General features: G+C 73.9%; 19 protein-coding genes and 2 pseudogenes. 5 read left to right on the top strand and 16 right to left on the bottom strand.

Features of this window, described 5'->3' with window-relative positions:
• Nucleotides 1-30 precede the first annotated feature (30 nt).
• Nucleotides 31-186 (top strand): hypothetical protein, encoded by a 156-nt coding sequence (locus tag QOZ88_RS19320; protein WP_306001332.1) that lies wholly within the window; start codon nucleotides 31-33, stop codon nucleotides 184-186.
• Here the strand turns inward: QOZ88_RS19320 and QOZ88_RS19315 are convergent, their stop codons facing one another.
• The 14 genes from QOZ88_RS19315 to QOZ88_RS19250 form a co-directional block, all read right to left on the bottom strand.
• Nucleotides 187-324, bottom strand: coding sequence for a hypothetical protein (locus QOZ88_RS19315; protein ID WP_306001331.1), 138 nt, complete (start codon nucleotides 322-324; stop codon nucleotides 187-189).
• 19 nt (nucleotides 325-343) lie between these two features.
• Entirely contained in the window at nucleotides 344-1,855 is a 1,512-nt protein-coding gene (locus tag QOZ88_RS19310; RefSeq protein WP_306001382.1) for a terminase large subunit domain-containing protein, read from the bottom strand.
• 2 nt (nucleotides 1,856-1,857) lie between these two features.
• Nucleotides 1,858-2,400 (bottom strand): hypothetical protein, encoded by a 543-nt coding sequence (locus QOZ88_RS19305; protein WP_306001330.1) that lies wholly within the window; start codon nucleotides 2,398-2,400, stop codon nucleotides 1,858-1,860.
• Nucleotides 2,397-2,810 carry a RusA family crossover junction endodeoxyribonuclease gene (locus QOZ88_RS19300; RefSeq protein ID WP_306001381.1) on the bottom strand — a complete coding sequence of 138 codons (414 nt, stop codon included), beginning with the start codon at nucleotides 2,808-2,810 and terminating at the stop codon, nucleotides 2,397-2,399. The genes QOZ88_RS19305 and QOZ88_RS19300 overlap by 4 nt, the downstream gene beginning before the upstream one ends.
• Nucleotides 2,811-3,098: 288 nt before the next feature.
• A complete protein-coding gene (locus tag QOZ88_RS19295; protein WP_306001329.1) occupies nucleotides 3,099-3,770 on the bottom strand; it encodes a recombinase family protein in 672 nt (223 codons plus the stop codon).
• Between the two features lie 292 nt (nucleotides 3,771-4,062).
• Nucleotides 4,063-5,199, bottom strand: coding sequence for an AAA family ATPase (locus tag QOZ88_RS19290; protein ID WP_306001328.1), 1,137 nt, complete (start codon nucleotides 5,197-5,199; stop codon nucleotides 4,063-4,065).
• Nucleotides 5,196-5,648: a hypothetical protein gene (locus tag QOZ88_RS19285; RefSeq protein ID WP_306001327.1), complete on the bottom strand. Its 453-nt coding sequence runs from the start codon at nucleotides 5,646-5,648 to the stop codon at nucleotides 5,196-5,198. Before QOZ88_RS19285 ends, QOZ88_RS19290 begins: the two co-directional genes overlap by 4 nt.
• A 124-nt stretch (nucleotides 5,649-5,772) precedes the next feature.
• On the bottom strand, nucleotides 5,773-5,988 hold the full coding sequence (locus tag QOZ88_RS19280; RefSeq protein ID WP_306001326.1) for a hypothetical protein: 216 nt from the start codon (nucleotides 5,986-5,988) through the stop codon (nucleotides 5,773-5,775).
• Nucleotides 5,989-6,153: 165 nt separating this feature from the next.
• Complete coding sequence (locus QOZ88_RS19275) at nucleotides 6,154-7,557, bottom strand: recombinase family protein (protein WP_306001325.1); 1,404 nt, start codon at nucleotides 7,555-7,557, stop codon at nucleotides 6,154-6,156.
• 9 nt (nucleotides 7,558-7,566) lie between these two features.
• Nucleotides 7,567-8,442: a type II secretion system F family protein gene (locus QOZ88_RS19270; protein WP_306001324.1), complete on the bottom strand. Its 876-nt coding sequence runs from the start codon at nucleotides 8,440-8,442 to the stop codon at nucleotides 7,567-7,569.
• Nucleotides 8,443-8,455: 13 nt separating this feature from the next.
• Nucleotides 8,456-9,319, bottom strand: coding sequence for a type II secretion system F family protein (locus QOZ88_RS19265; RefSeq protein ID WP_306001323.1), 864 nt, complete (start codon nucleotides 9,317-9,319; stop codon nucleotides 8,456-8,458).
• Nucleotides 9,316-10,536: a CpaF family protein gene (locus QOZ88_RS19260; RefSeq protein WP_306001322.1), complete on the bottom strand. Its 1,221-nt coding sequence runs from the start codon at nucleotides 10,534-10,536 to the stop codon at nucleotides 9,316-9,318. Before QOZ88_RS19260 ends, QOZ88_RS19265 begins: the two co-directional genes overlap by 4 nt.
• Nucleotides 10,537-10,672: 136 nt before the next feature.
• The gene (locus QOZ88_RS19255; protein WP_306001321.1) at nucleotides 10,673-10,966 is read right to left on the bottom strand and encodes a hypothetical protein; all 294 of its coding nucleotides are present in this window, start codon (nucleotides 10,964-10,966) and stop codon (nucleotides 10,673-10,675) included.
• Between the two features lie 264 nt (nucleotides 10,967-11,230).
• Complete coding sequence (locus QOZ88_RS19250) at nucleotides 11,231-12,757, bottom strand: helix-turn-helix domain-containing protein (RefSeq protein WP_306001320.1); 1,527 nt, start codon at nucleotides 12,755-12,757, stop codon at nucleotides 11,231-11,233.
• A 145-nt stretch (nucleotides 12,758-12,902) separates the two neighbouring features.
• On the opposite strand from QOZ88_RS19250, the gene QOZ88_RS19245 reads away from it, so the two are divergent.
• On the top strand, nucleotides 12,903-13,430 hold the full coding sequence (locus QOZ88_RS19245) for a nucleoside deaminase (protein WP_306001319.1): 528 nt from the start codon (nucleotides 12,903-12,905) through the stop codon (nucleotides 13,428-13,430).
• Entirely contained in the window at nucleotides 13,427-14,731 is a 1,305-nt protein-coding gene (gene codB, locus QOZ88_RS19240) for a cytosine permease (protein ID WP_306001318.1), read from the top strand. The genes QOZ88_RS19245 and codB overlap by 4 nt, the downstream gene beginning before the upstream one ends.
• 16 nt (nucleotides 14,732-14,747) lie before the next feature.
• On the opposite strand, the gene QOZ88_RS19235 is transcribed toward codB, so the two are convergent.
• Both QOZ88_RS19235 and QOZ88_RS19230 read right to left on the bottom strand, forming a co-directional pair.
• On the bottom strand, nucleotides 14,748-15,254 hold the full coding sequence (locus tag QOZ88_RS19235; RefSeq protein ID WP_306001317.1) for an OsmC family protein: 507 nt from the start codon (nucleotides 15,252-15,254) through the stop codon (nucleotides 14,748-14,750).
• A gap of 139 nt (nucleotides 15,255-15,393) precedes the next feature.
• Nucleotides 15,394-15,849 (bottom strand): annotated as a pseudogene (locus QOZ88_RS19230) (GtrA family protein); the annotation flags it as partial.
• 284 nt (nucleotides 15,850-16,133) lie between these two features.
• On the opposite strand from QOZ88_RS19230, the pseudogene QOZ88_RS19225 reads away from it, so the two are divergent.
• A pseudogene (locus QOZ88_RS19225) lies at nucleotides 16,134-16,679 on the top strand (helicase HerA-like domain-containing protein); the annotation flags it as partial.
• 97 nt (nucleotides 16,680-16,776) lie between these two features.
• Nucleotides 16,777-16,826, top strand: a 50-nt coding sequence (locus QOZ88_RS19220; RefSeq protein ID WP_306001380.1) for a hypothetical protein, incomplete at its 3' end; no start/stop codon positions are given.

The raw sequence follows: 16,826 nt of genomic DNA, 5'->3' as shown, positions 1-16,826 counted from the left end.
GACGGCCGGTGAGGGCCTACGGTGCCGGACATGGAGCCGACGCAGCAGCGCCCCGACCAGTGCCCGCAGTGCGGCAGCCGCGTGCGCGAGAGGCGCACGGTGATCCGCGAGCTGGACAGCGATCTGAACTCGACGCTCACGCGGTGGGAGTGCGTCGACCAGCAGCTGTGTGGCTGGCCCGGCTGATCACCAGCCGCCCTCAGGGCGCACCCCTCCGGCCGAGCGGCCCTGGGACTCCTCGGTGACCGCTCTGTGCACCGCCTCCGCGTCGAACCCGTCGTCGGAGTCGTTGACCACGAGGCCCTCGCCTCCCAGTTCGGTCACGTCGCGGCCTAGCCGAGGCTCACCAGTCGTCGTCGCCGTCGCCGGCACGAGGGGCACGGAAGGCCTGCGAGAAGTCCAGAGGCACCGGCTTCGACAGCAGCCGTGTGCCGGCCGCCGTGGCCAGCTCCTCGCCGGATGAGCGGGTGGAGAAGCCCTGCTCGTTGAGCTCGGTTCGGCGCCACATCGGCCCGGTGCGCACCGACGCCATGCACTGCATGAGGCCGTCCGCGAGGTCGTCGTGGCCGACGTTGTCCGGCACCTCGATGCGCATCCCACCGCCGGGCAGCATCTCCGTCTGCAGGGCGTGCAACTGCTTGAGGAGCTCCGGGTGCCGCGGGAGCACCATGCGGCCCTGCTGGATGAGCAATCGCAGCGCCCCGTACCCGTTGACCTTCAACCGGTTGGTCGTCCACACACCGCGCACGGGCGTCGACCGGCCCCAGCGGGCGCGGGCGGCCTGCCGGAGGGCCTGCACCGCCGGCTCACCGGGCCCGTTCTCCTCCGCCAGCACCCACGGCAGCCAGTAGCCGTTCTGCCCCGTCCAGGCGCCCGGCCGGTACTCCCCGACCTGGACCACCCGGTCGACGAACTGGGCGTAGGGCAGCTGGTGCTCCTGCTCCAGCCACGGCACGTAGAACACGGGGCTGTCGGGGAACCGGTCGACGTTGAGCCCCCCGTCGTCGAGCACGCTGACGAGGACCAGGGCGTTCGCGTCACGCTTGAACCCCCAGTCGACGCCGGCGACAGCCGGCCAGCCCGTGGCCTCCTCCGGGGCGAGCAGCGAGTAGTCCGCGACCGCGGCCTCCAGCTCGGCCACCGGGAAGTACGACGACCCGTCGTCGGTCCACTCGGCCAGGTACTCGCGGGCGAAGTAGTCCGGGGCCGACCGCTTCCGGATCTGCTCGAGAAACTGGACGTCGACCAGCGGGGACACGCTGGAGGGCCAGTGCCAGGACTGCACCCACCGATCCGGCGAGCTCATCCCCTGCCGCCACAGCTGGCGGAAGAAGTGCCCCAGCGCCCCCCAAGGCGTGGACGACAGCAGCACCCGCGATCCGGGGCGGGCCAGCACCACCGGCTCCGCGGACTCCCAGATGTCCTGCGGCACGAACCCGGCCTCGTCGACGATCAGCAGGTCCGCCTCCGCCGACCGCACCTGCTTCGCCGACGCCGGCACGCACTCGACCGTCGACCCGTTCGACAGAACCAGCGTCGACGTCGTCTCGTCCTCCGTCGACCCGCCCAACCGCGGGGCCTTCGCCATCTTCGACACCTCAGCGAACAGGCGCTTCGCCGCCACCTCACCCGCCGACACGATGAGGACCTTCATGCCCGGCCGGGAGAACGCCGTGTGCAGAGCCAGCACCCCGTACACGTGCGACTTCCCCGCCCGACGCCCGGCGCAGATCACCCGGTAGCGAGCCTGCGACCGCACCACCTCGACCTGGTGTGGCCACAGCGGGCGGCCGATCATCACGTCCGCGAACACCACCGGGTCCCGGCGGGCCGCCTCCAGCTCTGTCACCGACATCGTCACGACTGCTCCCCGTCCTCGACGGCCTCGCCGTCGACCCGCTCCGACTCCGCGGCCAACCGCTCCCGCTCCTGCTCCTGCCGGTGGAGCTCCGCCATCAACCGGGCCGTGTCCACGTTCGCCGCCGCCTTGTCACGCCCCAGCCGCGCCGCCGCCAACGGATCCAGGCCCAGAGCCCGCCGCCCCGACAACGCCCGAGCCTCTGCCCGGTGCAGCAGCAGGTACGCCGACCGCACCCGGTCCTCGGCCAGGTCACCGACGCCGTCCCCGGTCGCCTCCGCGGCCTTCGCCAGGTACTCCGTCAGCACCTGCACCTGCGCCTCCGCCCGCGACCACGCCCACACCGCCGGCGCGAACCTCGCCGCCGCCAAGTAGTCCGTCGCCGGGTCCTCCAACACCGACGCCCGGATCTGCGCCGCCAACGGGTCGATCACCCGCGGCGAGTACGCCCCGTGCTGCAGCGCCAGCGTGTTCCCCGGCGGCCCGTTCAACGGCGGCCGCTGCCCAGGGAACTCCGGCACCCAACCCTCCGGACCGCTCACGACCCCACCGCCCGCACCGTCACGCACGCCCCCGGGACGTGCAGCGACCACGGGTCCCCGACGTGCACCTTCGACGCGGCCAGCCGCACCACCTGGCTGTCGTCCCGCCACACCCCGGCATCCGTCAGGGCGTCGAACACCGCCCGGCACAGCTTGTCCAGGTCACCGCTGCTACGGGTGACCGGCCAGCACCGCCGCGACTTCGGCGCCGACTTCGGCGGGTCGAAGGTGAACACCACCGACACCGACACCGGACCCTCGAGACGCTCCCAAGGGTGTGCGGAGTACGCACCACCCTCACTACTGGTGAGGATGTCCGTCCCCGTGGACACCCCGAGGGGGTCAGCAGTACCGACCCCCTTCTTCCCGCCCCCGGGAGAAAGGGGGTCCACACTCTGGACACCCTTCATGGGGTCGGCAGCACCGACGGCATCCAGCGCCGCCTGCTTCACCGCCTCCCGCCACGGCCGCAACCGGTCCCCGTTGTCGTCCCGCACCCCCCACCGGGTGCGCGTCTTCGACCCCTGCGTCACCGGCCTCCCGAACACCGTCACCACCAGGCCGTCAGCCAGCCGGCGACCCGCAAGGGGTACTCGTCCAGCGCGTACCCCCTCCTCGACCAGGGCGCTTCCCGGCTCCGGGAACCGTCCGGCCGGGATCATCGGGCACCGCCAAGGGAGTCGGTAGTACCGACACCCTCAGCCCAGGACAGCAGCCGCCTGGGACTCGCACACCGCCTTGACCGTCGAGGCGTGCCAGGTGGCGCCACCTCGAGCGGTCGGCACCCCATCAGCCTCCAGCTGCGCGGCGATCGCCCGGAAGCTGGCACCGCCCCGTCGCAATCCCACGATGCGGGCCACCACGTCGCCGCTGAGCACCTGCGGGCGACCGAGACGGGTGCCCCTGGCCCTGGCCGCAGCGAGCGCGTCTCGGGTCCGCTGGCCGATGAGCCGGCGTTCGTACTGCGCCGCAGAGACGACGACGTTCGCGGTGAACTCTCCGACCGGTGTCGTGGTGTCCACCCCCAGGTCGAGGCAGACCACTGACCAGCCGCGGCGGGCCGCCCGGTCGAGCAGGGCGCCGAAGTCGCCGACGGAGCGGGACAGCCGGTCGAGCTTGGCGACGACCAGGACATCGGCCTGCCGGCGGTCGAGCCGGTCCAGTGCCTCGGTGAGCGCCGGGCGGTTGAGGTCCTTCGCCGACCGCCCCTCGTCAGCGAGGACGTGGAGGTCCCAGCCGCGGCGGCCGGCCTCAGCCTCGATGGCCGCGCGCTGGGCTGCGAGGCCCAAGCCGCTGCTGACCTGCTCGTCGGTCGACACCCGCACGTAGCCGATCGCGCGGGGAGGTTGGTGCTGCAGAGCTGGCGCCATGCCCCGGACCGTACAGTAAACAGGCGTATCCCGTACACACCTTCCCGAGGCTGGGGCGCAGGTGCTGTGCGCGCGTGCGTGCGGGGGTTCCGGCAGATCGACAGCGAGATGACGACAGACCGGTTGGCCATCTCCTCGACCCGTTCTGGGGCTTGCAGTGGGAGCAGCTCGCGCGGGGTGCGCGCGCACTGCACCGACTGCGCTGACTGCACCGACTGGGCCAGTGGGAGCAGTGAGTGCAGTTGGAGCGCTCTCCCCTGACTGTGCTCTGACTGGGTGCTCCGACTGGGGGTCACGCGTCGTCTCCTGTCTGGGTGTTGGGCAGCGACCAGTAGGTGCGGCGGGGGAAGCCGCTGTTGGTGGACTCGATGCCGTGGCGGGTGCGTGCTCGCTTGAGGGCGTCGTAGGAGTGGCCGTTGCGGGCGCCGTCGGTCTTGATGTCGGCGCTGGGGGCGGTGCCGCCGTTGTCGGCGAGGTAGCCGAGGAGCCAGTCGCCGGCGTCGGTGGTGGCGGTGCGGTTGTCGCTGGTGTCGTGGCTGTCTTCGAGGACGGCGGTGAGGGAGCGGGGGTCTTCGCCGGCCCATGCGAGGCGTCCGGTCCAGATGGGTCCTTCGTCGGTGTCGGTGACGTGGTGGGACTCGATGCGGAACCGCAGGGTGGGCAGGTCGCCGCGGCCGAGGTTGTTCTTGGCCAGGCCGAGGAGGCGCAGGCCGGGGTCGTCCTGGTCGGCGACGACGTAGAGGACGGAGCGGGCGACGGCGGCGAACGCCCGGGAGCCCATGAGGGAGGTGAGCGGGTCGCTGGTGCGGCCCTTGTTGACGTGGATGAGCCCGAGCACGGTGGCGCCGGTGCGGTCGGCCAGGGCGGTGAGGGGCTCCAGCGCCTGCCGCACCTCGGAGTCCTTGTGGGTGTCCAGCGCCGAGTCGAGCCGGGACATGAGCGGGTCGAGGAGCAGCATCGCCGCACCGACCCGGTTCATCTCCCGCTCCAGCCCGGTGATGTCGGCGGGCAGGGACAGCCCCCCGTCGACGCCTTCGCTGGTGGTCACGTCGACGCGATACACCTGCTCGAGGTCGGCGCCGGCCGCCAGGAGCCGGGGGGCGATGGTGTGCCCCCACGAGTCCTCGGTGGCGCAGACGACGACCGCTCGCGGGGTGCCCTTGTGGTGCCCGTCGAGCTCGCCGCGGGTGATGTCAGCGGCCAGGGTGTAGGCGGCGGTGGACTTCCCGATGCCCTCCCGTCCGCCGATCAGGGCGAGCGAACCGAGCGGCAGCCTCCCGTCCCACAGCCAGCGGACGGCGCGGAGCTGCACACCGGATGCCGCGGTGAGTGTGACCTTCCGCCGACCGGTCGGCGGGCCCTCACCCGGAGGGTGCTCGGGGGCCGGCACGCCGGCGTAGGGGTCGACCAACCCCAGGGCGGCGGTCACCGGTTCACCGCCGTCACTACCGTCCGCCAGCGCAGCGCGTGCTCGGCGACGGCAAGCATCTCCGCCGAGTCCTCGACGTGCACGCAGAACGTGCGGGTGTCCTCCATCCACCGGGCGACCCCGGCTCGACGACACAAAGCGATGAACTGGCGCCGGGTCAGCCCGTAGAACCACGCGGTGCGCTTGCCGACCTCCACCTCGAGCACGACCTGGTGGCGCGGCGGGGCGATCGGGTCGCGGCGCCCGTCAGCCAGCGGAGGGAGCCGGCGCGCGGCGGCCTGGCGGCGACGCAGTGCCGCGGGCACCGACGCCGCTTCCGAGCTGGGCTTCGGCCACAGACCCGGCAGCGGCGCGGCCGAGATGCGCTGCTCGTTGCGCCGTGCACGCTCGGCCCGCTGGACCTCCCCGCGCGCCGAGCACAGCTGCGAGTAACGGCCGGGGGCGCTCATCGGGCACCTGCCTGTGGCAGGGCCGAACTGTCGCCAGCGCCGCTACCATCGGCGGTGAGGCGCAGCAGCTTGGTGGCGGCAGAGTCTCGGGAGGGGCGGCTGGCGGGCCGCCCCTTCTTCGCGTTCACGCCGCGGTCCCGCTGGACTTCGGGGCCAGCATGGCGGCCAGGCGGGCGCGCTGCTCGTCAGACAGCGGCGGCGCCGAGTCGATCAGCCGCTGGATATACCGCTCGGCGGCGTAGACCTTGCGGGCCGTGAGCGCCGGCGCCAGGCGGGCAGCTCGGTCAGGAGTGCGGGCCCAGCTCTCGCGGGCGCGCTCGGATGGGGATGCAGCTGGCACGGGACTCTCCCAGGCAGCAGCCAGCAAGCCCTCTCAGGGCCGTGCTGGCCGGTGCTGGGTGTCACCGAGTTCTTCCCCTGACGGTGCCCGCGCTGACCGCCCCGGGTTGTGCGGCCCGTCCGCTTGGCGTCGACGCCGACCGCGGGATCGACGTACGGCAGCACGTTACATGGGCGACGTGTCAGCTGCCGGTGACGACACGCCGGAGCGCCACTCGATGTGGACCTGCTCGGGGTCGAATGCGCGCCCCTTTCCTGCGGGCAGGATCGTCACGGCCATCAGCAGATCGACCACGGTGCGCCGCTCCCGGACACTCATGGCCGCCCACGCCTCGGCCACATCCTCGGCGGACGCCAGCTGTGCCGCCGGCGAGTCCCCGAGCGCGGCACTGATCCGCCCCTGCAGCGCCTGGATGCGGCCGGTGAGCTCGGAGGAGCGTTCCCGCACCACCTTCGCGGACATGAGCCCATCAGCAAGCAGCCCGGCCAGCTGGTCCCGCCGCTCGAGCAGGTCGCCCACCTCCGCCCGCAGCCCGGCGACGTCCTCGGCCGGGGAGAGGAGGTCCGCGGCGTCCGGCAGGGCCAGGCGCCCCAGCACGACCGCCTCCACCACGCCGTCGACCAGGTCCAGGCGCCGCGAGAGGTAGCACGCCGGGCACCGGTAGCCCATGTACGGGGTGCCGCGGTTCTTCATCGGGGTGGCGAACATGACGCCGTCGCACCGCCCGCACCGAGCCAGCCCCGAGAGCAGGTAGCGCAGCGCCGTGCCCTGCTGCACCCGGCGCTTCACGTCGCGCAGCACCTCGGCCAGCCGCTCCTGGGTGCTCTCGTCGAGGATCACCGGCCACTTTCCCGCGGCGACGTCGACACCGCCGTAGGTCACCCGGCCGGCGTACCGCGGGTTGAGCAGCGCGCGGCGCAGGCTGGTGACGTTCCACGGCTTGCCTGCCGTGGTGGCCAGCTCCCGCTCGTCGAGGGCCCGGACGGCGGCGGCCAGGGTCCCCCCGGCGAGCACGGTCTCCGCTGCGGCCTTGAGCGCGGCGGCCTCGTCCTCGACGACCACCACCCCGACGTCGGACCGGTCGTAGCCGAAGGGGCGGCGAGTCCAGCCCATCACCCCTGCGATCGCGCGCTGCTCGTTCGCGCGACGCTGTCGGGCGCCCTTCCGTTCCACCTCGCCGCGGGCCACCGACGCCAGGATGCGGGCGAGCATCCTGCCGGTGTCCGTGGACAGGTCCAGGTCGCCGGTCACCGTGGCCAGGCGCACCCCGGTGCCTTCGCAGAGCGCGATGACCTGCTCGAGGTCCACCAGCCGTCGTGTGAGCCGGTCCACCGCCCACACGATGACGACGTCCACCGTCCCCGCGCGCATCGCCGTCAGCAGGCGTTCGTACCCCGGGCGGGCCTTCCCGGTGCTGGCCGACAGGTCGTTGTCGGTGATGACGTCGGCGACCGTCCACCCGCGCTGCTCGGCGAGGCGCCGGCAGTCGATGATCTGCCGGTCGACGGCCGCTCCCTCGCCGGAGCGGTCCAGACTCTGGCGGGCGTAGATCAGTGCTCGGCTCGACACGCTGAAAAGTTAGCAGTTGACGACCGGCACCATCATGGCGATCTCCTTCCGCCCGCCGGCCTCGAGCAGCCGGCGCTTGCCGGCCTCCCGGACGTCCGCGGCCTGGGCGCGCAGCACCTCGGCCAGCGGGGTGCCGCGCTCGATGGCCACGAGCAGCCCGTCGATGAAGCGGGCCAGCGGATCCAGCGACGTCCGGTCGGCGACCTGCTGCAGTGCATCGGTCAGCGGTACGCCCGCCCGTGCCCGGCCCAGCGCCGCGGCCAGCTCGCGGGCCAGCTCGCCACCGGAGAGCCGGGTGACCCTCGCGATCGCGGCGGTGGGGCTCTCCCCCGCGGTCACCGCGAGCGCCAGCAGCTCGGCGACCACCGGGAACTCGGCGAGCAGCAGCTCCTCGCGCCGGTTGACCTGCTGGGTGAGCCACCAGTCGCGGCCGAGCACCCCGCCGACCAGGCCCGCGACGCAGAACAGCCCGGCCGAGAGCACATCGAGGTCGCCGGCGGCCACCGAGCCGACCGTCACGACGAGCGCCGTCGCGAGCAGCCCGAGCCCACCCCAGAGGACCTGCTCGATGCGGAAGTCCTCGACCGTGAGCTCTCCGCCGAGGGCATCCAGCCGGCGGCGCACCGCGGCCCGGCCGCCGATGAGGCGGTCGACCACCCGGGCGCCGTTGCTGATCGACGGGCCGGCGATGCGGCGCACCGCGGTGAGCAGCCCGGGCTCGGTCGCGGTGCCGAGCAGCCGCGACGGCGGCGGGGTGTCGTGCACGTAGGGCGCCAGCCGGTCGACCAGGCGCACCGACCGGAACGGCGGCGCGTACGTCAGCACGAGGACCAGCCCGGTCGCGGCCAGCAGGCCGAGCAGCATGCCCACGACGGCGGCGCTCACTGCAGCACCCCGCTCACTGCAGCACCCGCACGTCCTCGGGCAGCCGCCCGATCCGCAGCATCAGGCGGTAGGCCACCAGGCACACCGCCCCGCCGCCGAGCAGGATCACCGTGCCCATCGCCGAGTCGTAGGCGGCCAACGTCGTCGACTGGGTGGCCAGCAGCAGGAGCACGACCCACGGTGCAGCGACGGCCAGGCGCGCGGCCGAGACCACCCAGCCCTGCCGGGTCTCCAGCTCCGCCCGCGCCCGGGCGTCCTCGCGCAGGAAGGTCGAGAGGGTCCGCAGCACGCGGCCGAGGTCGGTGCCGCCGACCTCGCGGGCCACCCGCAGCGTCTCCACGATGCGGTCGCCGACCGGGTCGGCGAGGTCGTCCTTGAGCCGGTCCAGGCACGGCCCGAACCGGCCGCTGGAGCGGTACTCCGCGGCGAACCGGGCGAACGGCGGCCGCAGCACCTCGGGCCCGCGGGTGGAGAGCGCCGCCAGCGCCTCGGGCAGCGACAGGCCGGCCCGCACGGCCGAGGCGAGGTTGTCGACGACCTCGGGCCACACCTCCCGCAGGTCGGCGCGGCGCTTACCGGCCAGCCGGCGCACCTGCACGTGCGGGAGCAGGAAGCCGAAGAGGCCGAACGCGAGGCTGACGGTCACCGTGCCGGTGCTGACCAGGACGACGACGGTCGCCAGCAGGCCCAGACCGATCTGCAGGGCGAGCAACTGGGCGCCGTTGATGCCGGTGAGCCCGGCGGCGGCCAGGAGCTCCTGCCGGCGCCCGGGCCGGCGCGGGTCGGTGCGCGGCTTGGGCGCGCGGGACCCGCTGCGCCAGATCAGCAACAGGCCGACCCCGAGCAGCAGCCCCAGCATCGCGCCGGACTCCGTCATGCCAGCAGGCCGGCGAGGTCGAAACCGGCGGCGGCGAACCGCTCGGGGTGCGGCGGGTAGCCGTCGGCCCGGACCAGGCGACCGTCCCGGCTGGTGAAGACGTCGGCGGTCTCGATCACCCCGTCCTCGGCCCGGCCGGGCAGCGCCACGATTTCGCGCACCCGGCGCCGGCCGTCGGCGTCGGTGCCCGCGTGCACGACCAGGTCGACGCTCGAGGCGACGGTGGGGACGACGAACGACGTCCCGATGTTCTCCCCGGCCAGCAGCGGCAGCGTGCACATCTTCACCACGGCCTCGCGGGCGCTGTTGGCGTGCAGCGTGCACATGCCCGGCAGCCCGGAGTTCAGCGCGATCAGCAGGTCCAGGCACTCCTCCTGGCGCACCTCGCCGACGACGATGCGGGAGGGCCGCATGCGCAGCGCCTCCTTCACCAGCCGGCGCAGCGGGATCTCCCCGGCGCCCTCGAGGTTGGGCTGGCGGGTCTGCATCGAGACGACGTCGGGCAGCGGCACCCGCAGCTCGAAGACCTCCTCGCAGGTGATCACCCGCTCCCGGGCCGGGACGGCGGCGCAGAGGCAGTTGAGCAGCGTCGTCTTGCCGGCCTGCGTGCCGCCGGAGACCAGGATGTTGAGCCCGGAGGCGACGGCGGCCTCGAGGAAGCGGGCGGCCTGCGCGGTCAGCGTGCCCAGCGCGACCAACTCGTCCAGCGAGTGGGCCTGTAGGACGAACTTGCGGATGTTGACCGCCATGTGGCGCCGGGTGATGTCGGGGATGACCACGTGCAGCCGGGAGCCGTCGGGCATCATCGCGTCGACGAACGGAGTCGACATGTCGATCCGTCGACCCGAGGTGCGCAGCATCCGCTCGACCAGGTCGGCCAGCTCGCCGGGCGCCAGGATCGTGGTGGTCAGCTCGCTGCGCCCCCGCCGGGCGACGAACACCCGGCCGGGCTCGTTGACCCAGATCTCCTCGACCTCCGGGTCGTCCAGGTAGCGCTGCAGCGGCCCGAACCCGGCCACCCGGTCCAGCACGTCCCGCACCACGGACTCGACGTCGCCGATCGGCGGCAGCGCCGAGGTCAGCGACCGCTCGGAGTAGTCGGCGACGACGTCGCGCACCAGCAGCCGCACCGGGCCCGGATCGGTGAACGGGTCCAGCCCACGCCGGCGGATCAGCTCGCGGACCTCACCGTCCACGACGTCCAGAGCAGTCGGCACGCCCATCCCCCGTCGAACCGCGAGCAGTCGAATCGCCCGGGACTGTAGGGAAACGGATCAGTCCGATGGGGTGACGTCAGGCGATCTGTGGACAGAACACGGCCCGATCGGGGGCACGAGCACCCGGTCGGGTGACCTACCACGTCTTCTGGGTCAGGAGGCGCACCTGGACCTGCGGCAGCAGGAAGCCGAACAGGCCGACGGTGGTCGACCGGCAGCTCGCGGACGCTGCCCGGCCGAGCCCGGGCACCGCCCCCGACCGGTGGACCGTCCGGTGTGCCTCCACCGAGACGTAGATCCGCCCGGGCCGCCCGCCCGGGACGCCGTCCGCCCCGACGTCGGCCCCCACCTGCTCGTAGGCCCACTGGCGGGCGGCGCCCAGCGCGACGAGGTTCGCCGTCGACCCGCCGCTGGTGAAGACCCCTGCCACGACGCCGACACCTCGCAGAGGTCGGCCAGCCAGCGCAGCGCCGCGTGCTCCAGCGCGTTGAAGGCGTGCAAGAAGTAGCGCTGTCCCCCGGCGGCGGCGGTCACGACTGCCGCAGCCACCGCCGACGTCGTCCCGCTGGGAGTGATGTAGCCGGTCCAGGCCGCCGCCGTCCTCGGGCAGCGCACCGTCCACCCGCCGCCCGGTCCCGGGCCCGCCGCCGGGCGCCATCCTGGCCTCTCCGGGGCCCGTGGGCAGGCCCTTCACTCAACGCCTGCGGTGGACGCCCGCGCTCTGCCGAGCCCGGGCGTCGAGCAGCGACACGGCGCTGGTGGCGACGACGAGGTGCTCGTGCGACGTCGGATCGTCGACCGGCCGCCCCAGCAGCGCCTCGATGCGGGCCAGCCGCTGGTAGAGCGACTGCCGCTGCACGTGCAGCGCCTCGGCGGTCCGCGTCCTGCTGCCGCCGTACCGCAGGTGCACCGCCAGGGTGCGCACGAGGTCGCTGCCGTAGGCAGCGTCCCAGGCGGTGAGCGGCGCGAGTGCGTCCTCGACGATCCGGGTGAGCGCCCGGTCGTCGAGCCGGCCCAGAAGCCGCAGGAGGGTGAGGTCGCGGGTGACGACGGAACCTCGGCCGAGCAGGGTCGCCATGGGCAGCGCGTCGTGCGCCTCGCGCAGCGAGTGACCCGCCTCGGCCAGCGGCACCACGGGCCCCACGGTGGTGACCGCGTTGTCCTCGGGCAGCGCTGCGGCCAGCCAACCCGCCGGATCCGGCCGGTTCGCCGCGGCCGGCACGGCGACCAGCCCCAGCGCCTCGCCCCGGACCCGGTCGGCCAGCAGCTCGAGGCCGGCCGACACGGCCAGGTGCGCCCAGGACGCCAGCACCTGCCGCGGGTCGGGCGCGGACGCGGCGATCCCCAGCACTCGCGCCTCCGGTGAGGGATGGAAGCCGGCCAGCCCGGCCCGCACCAGCAGCTCGCGGGTGCCCGGGACGGCGTCGGCGAGCAGGTCGGACAGCAGCGGCGCCGCGACCGCGCCGGGTGATCCGGCGCCGGACTGGCCGACGGCGACCGCCGCCACGCTCGCCAGGCGGGCGGCGAGCAGCTGCAGCCCCGCCGGGTCGGTGCCCGGACCCGTCCCGAGCAGCACCGCCCCCCAGTCGACGTCCCAGAGCCGCACCGGCGCCGAGGCCGCGGGGCGGCGCAGCAGCCGCTCGGCCGCCCGCTGCCCGCCGACACCGGCGGCGGCGACCAGCTGCCCGGACCGGGTGACCAGCGCCGCCGGCCCGCCGGTCGCGGCGGCCGCGCAGGACACGACCTCCGGCGTCCCGCCGCCCGCCGCGAGCGCGGCGTGCACCTCGCCCAGCACCCGGTCGACCATCCGCAACCTCGGCGCGTCGGCATGCAGGATCGCGCCGTTGGCCTCCTCGCAGATCCGGATGAACGGCACCACCTGCCGCAGGACGTACAGGGGCAGGCCTTGCCGCGCGGCCTCGTCGCGCACCTCCGCCGGCAGGTCGGGCAGCGACCTGCCCAGCTCCACCGCCACCCCCGCGACCCGGCGCGCGGCCAGCTCGCGCACCCAGTGCCGGCGCGCCCCGGCGTCCACGCCGGCCAGGCCGAGTCCCGTGGTCAGCAGCAGGTCGCCGCACGACAGCAGCGGACCGATCTCGTAGATCTCGCTCGAGTGCACCCACCGGACGGCGAGGTCCGGCGCACCGGGCGCGACGGCCTCCTCCGGCCGGGCGTCGCGGACCGACGGCAGGTCGAGGAACCCCTGCAGCGTCAGGCCCATCAGCGACACCTCCCGACGTTCTGTCGTGGATCTCTGCACCGATCTCTGACGGCCGCAGCATTGCCTACCGGGTCGGACCTCGGCCAGCCTCTTGCTCGTCGGCGCGGCGGAGAGCGCAGGCGCCCGGGTGAGAGGACGACGGCACGTGACGGTTCCCTTGGGCGACGCGACGGCCCGATCGTGGCTCGCGGTGGCGGTGGCGGAGGCTCGCGCCGGGCTGGCCGAAGGCGGCATCCCCATCGGCGCGGCCCTCATCGGCCCCGACGGCGCGGTGCTCGGCCGCGGCCGCAACCGGCGGGTGCAGGACGGCGACCCCTCCATGCACGGCGAGACGTCGGCCTTCCGGGCCGCCGGGCGGCAGCCGACCTACCGGGGCACCACCATGGTCACCACCCTGTCGCCGTGCTGGTACTGCAGCGGGCTGGTGCGCCAGTTCGGCATCTCCCGGCTGGTCATCGGCGAGGCCACGACCTTCTCGGGCGGGCACGACTGGCTGGCCGAGCACGGCGTGGAGGTCGTGGTGCTCGACGACCCGGAGTGCGCGCAGCTGATGACCGGATTCATCGCCGCGCACCCGGCGGTCTGGAACGAGGACATCGGAGAGGACGACCTCGGCGCCGCCGAGGTCGCGATCGGGGCCCACGACCCCGTCAACTTGGAGGTCGGCAGATGAGCAGCACCCGCAGCCGGGACGACGTCGCGCAGGTGGCCGGCGAGGTCGATCCCGACTACCCCATCGACCCGGTCCCCCGGCACGCCCGCAAGTCGCTGTTCTCCCTGGCGATCGTGCTGCTGGGCTTCACCTTCTTCACGCCGACGATGCTGGCCGGCGCCCAGATCGGGGCCGCCTTCGAGGTCGGCACGCTGATCTGGGTGCTGCTGCTCGGCAGCGCCGTCCTCGGCGTGTACGTCGCCGCCATCGGTGGCATCGGCGCCCGCACCGGGCTGACGACGGTGATGATGTGCCGCTACTCGCTCGGCACCACGGGCGCCAAGTTCGCCTCGCTGCTGCTCGGCGGCACGCAGGTCGGCTGGTACGGCGTCACGGTCGCGACGCTGGCCGGGCTCACCGCGAGCGCGCTGGACTGGTCGGGCCGGGGCATCGAGATCGCGCTCATGATCGCCGGTGGCGCCATCATGGGCGTCACCGCCTACTACGGCTACAAGGGCATGTACGCCCTGTCGGTCGTCTCCGTCCCGCTGCTGCTCGTCCTCGCCGGCTGGGTGACCTGGCGGTCGCTGGACGAGGTCGGCGGGTGGAGCGGCCTGTCCGCGACCGTGCCGAGCGAGACGATGACGATCGCCGCCGCGGTCACCATCGTCGTCGGCACCTTCGCCTCCGGCGGCACCCAGGCCCCGAACTGGACCCGGTTCGCGAAGACGCCGTCGGCCGGCTTCTGGGCCTGCCTCATCGCGTTCCTGATCGGTGAGCTGCTCATGCTGGGGTTCGGCGCGATCGGCGCGATCTCCTTCGGCGAGGGCGACTTCGTCGAAGTACTGTTCCAGCTCGGCTTGGTCGGCTGGGGCCTGGTCTTCCTCGTCGCCAACCTGTGGACCACCAACGACAACACCGCCTACAACTTCGGCGTCGCGGGCGCGGAGATCGCCAACTCCCGGTCGAAGAAGCCGTTCGTCATCGGCGGCGTCGTGCTGGGCACGCTGCTGGCCATCACCGGCATCTACGACAACCTCATCCAGTACCTGGTGTGGCTCGGCATCCTCATCCCGCCGCTGGGCGGCGTCGTCATCGGCGACTTCCTGGCCCGCTGGCGGGCCGGCATGCCGGCGGCCTCGACGCTGCCCGCGTTCGAGTGGCGCAACCTCGCCGTCTACGTGCTGGCCGCGTTCGCCGCCTGGTGGAGCAGCGAGGCCGGGTGGTTCATCCCGCCGGTGGTGGGCGTGCTGGTCGCCGTCGCCGGGGTGCTGGCGGTGCAGCGCGGACGGCGACCGGCGCAGGAGCCGGCCGCCGCCTGACCCGGCCCGGGACCGGTCAGCCCGTGCGGCGCACGGTGAGCCGGGGCGGAGCGGCCAGCGACTGGGCCACCACGCAGTACCGCTCGGTGAGCTGGGCGAGTCTCGCCAGCGTCGCGTCGTCGGCGTCGGTGTCCAGATCGGCGTCCACGGTGATCGGGCCGAGCCCGACCGGTGCCTCCCGCGAGACGCCGAGCGTGCCCCGGGCGTCCATGGCGGCGCGGGCCGTGAGGGATGACGACCGGATCTCCACGCCCATCGCCGTCGCCACGCTGCGCATCGTCACGCCGGCGCAGGCCAACAGCGCCTGCAGCAGCATGTCGCCCGAACAGGCGTCCGAGCCGTCGCCACCGGTGGCGGGGTGCAGGCCCGCGCGGGCCGGCCCCGCCCACGTCTGCACCGTGCAGGTGATGCCGGGGTCGGCGAAGTCGGCGCGCGCCTCCATCTCCGCGCACGCCGACGGCGGGTCGTCGCGGTAGCGCTGCTTGAGCGGGGCCTGCATCTCGCGTAGTCGTGCGGCGTCCATCCGACCTCCCGGTGCGTCGCCGACCTCTGCGGGCGGCGCTCCCATCGTCGGGGGTGAGGAGGTGCTCCGCCAGGGGGCGGCCCCAGCGCCCCCCGAGGATCACCCGGCTCGGGCCGGCTGCGCCGCCGACCGCCCACCGCAGCCCCACGAACCGGGCAACCCCCACGACCGCGGTCACCGCCCACACCACGCCCACCGCCCCCAGCGGACCGGCCGAGGCGGTCCACGGGTCCAGCGCGGCCAGCGCCAGGCTGGTGGCCGCCAGCCCCGCGAGCGCCAGCCCCCCGCCGGCCCACTGCGCCGTCGCCCAGCCGGCGCGGTCGGCGGCGCGGAAGGTCAGCCGGCGGTGCAGCTCGTTGGCGACGGCGGTCGAGACGACGACGCCCCCGAGGTTGGCCGCCTGGTCGCCCAGGCCCGCCAGGAACAGGAACAGCCCCAGGTAGACGAGGTTGGCCGAGCCACCGACGAGCACGAACCGGGCGAACTGCGCCGGCGTCCGGTCGCTCCGCAGCCACACTGCGACCGGCGCGGGTCGGACCTCGATGCCGATGTCCGCCCGGGGAAGCGGGGAGCGCTCGAGGACCGCTGCTGTCATGCCTCGAGCCTGCGCGCACCGGCCCCTCCGCCACATCGGGGAAGCCCCTGACCGGACCCTGATTCCGCTGCCGTCTCCCCTGATCCGGACGGCGCTCGTCCCGGGCTGCCGATACCGTCCGCGCCGTGAGCGAGGACGACGCAGCAGCCGGCACCACCACTCTCGGCGACCCGGCCGGCCGGATCGCGTCCGGCTACGCCACGGCGGGGCCCGCGGTGGAGCTCGGGTCGGTGGTCCACGACGGCGTCCCGCACCCGGGGGCAGGCGTGCGGGTACCGCTGGCGATGCTCAACCGGCACGGGCTGATCGCCGGTGCGATGGGCACGGGGAAGACCAAGACGCTGCAGCTGGTCGCCGAGCAGCTCTCCGCGGCCGGGGTGCCGGTGGTGCTCGCCGACGTCAAGGGCGACCTCAGCGGTCTCGCCCGGGCCGGCACCCCCGGCGACCGGATCAGCCAGCGCGCAGCGCACACCGGGCACCGCTGGCAGCCCACCGCGTACCCGGTGGAGTTCCTCGCGCTCGGCGGGCTCGGGACCGGCGTGCCGGTGCGCTGCACGCTCACCGACTTCGGGCCGCTGCTGCTGTCCAAGGACCTCGATCTCAACGCCACCCAGGAGAGCTCGCTCGGGTTGATCTACCACTACGCCGACGGCGCGGGCCTGCCGCTGCTCGACCTCCAAGATCTCCGGGCGGTCGTCCAGTGGCTGCTGTCCGACGAGGGCGAGCCTGAGCTGAGGAATCTCGGTGGGCTCTCCACGGCCACCGCGGGGGTCATCCTGCGCAAGCTGATCGCGCTGGCCGAGCTCGGCGGTGACGTCTTCTTCGGCGAGCCGGAGTTCGAGCCCACCGACGTCCTGCGCACCACCGAGGACGGCCGCGGCGTCGTCACCGCGGGGGAGCTGACCGCCGTCCAGGACCCGGCCGGCGCTGTTCTCGACCTTCCTCATGTGGCTGCTCGCCGAGCTGTTCGAGGAGCT

The sequence above is a fragment of the Blastococcus carthaginiensis genome (assembly GCF_030731085.1).
Lineage (GTDB): Bacteria > Actinomycetota > Actinomycetes > Mycobacteriales > Geodermatophilaceae > Blastococcus > Blastococcus carthaginiensis.
Note: the sequence above shows the minus strand (reverse complement) of the source record. Positions and strands in the feature narration are given on the sequence as shown.

Excerpts from the sequence above, each read along its gene's own strand:
- codB (WP_306001318.1), top strand. The coding sequence starts at position 13,427 with ATGAGCAGCACCCGCAGCCGGGACGACGTCGCGCAGGTGGCCGGCGAG.
- QOZ88_RS19285 (WP_306001327.1), bottom strand. The coding sequence starts at position 5,648 with ATGAGCGCCCCCGGCCGTTACTCGCAGCTGTGCTCGGCGCGCGGGGAG.
- QOZ88_RS19310 (WP_306001382.1), bottom strand. The coding sequence starts at position 1,855 with ATGTCGGTGACAGAGCTGGAGGCGGCCCGCCGGGACCCGGTGGTGTTC.
- QOZ88_RS19250 (WP_306001320.1), bottom strand. The coding sequence starts at position 12,757 with ATGGGCCTGACGCTGCAGGGGTTCCTCGACCTGCCGTCGGTCCGCGAC.
- QOZ88_RS19300 (WP_306001381.1), bottom strand. The coding sequence starts at position 2,810 with ATGAAGGGTGTCCAGAGTGTGGACCCCCTTTCTCCCGGGGGCGGGAAG.
- QOZ88_RS19320 (WP_306001332.1), top strand. The coding sequence starts at position 31 with ATGGAGCCGACGCAGCAGCGCCCCGACCAGTGCCCGCAGTGCGGCAGC.
- QOZ88_RS19295 (WP_306001329.1), bottom strand. The coding sequence starts at position 3,770 with ATGGCGCCAGCTCTGCAGCACCAACCTCCCCGCGCGATCGGCTACGTG.
- QOZ88_RS19235 (WP_306001317.1), bottom strand. The coding sequence starts at position 15,254 with ATGGACGCCGCACGACTACGCGAGATGCAGGCCCCGCTCAAGCAGCGC.
- QOZ88_RS19265 (WP_306001323.1), bottom strand. The coding sequence starts at position 9,319 with ATGACGGAGTCCGGCGCGATGCTGGGGCTGCTGCTCGGGGTCGGCCTG.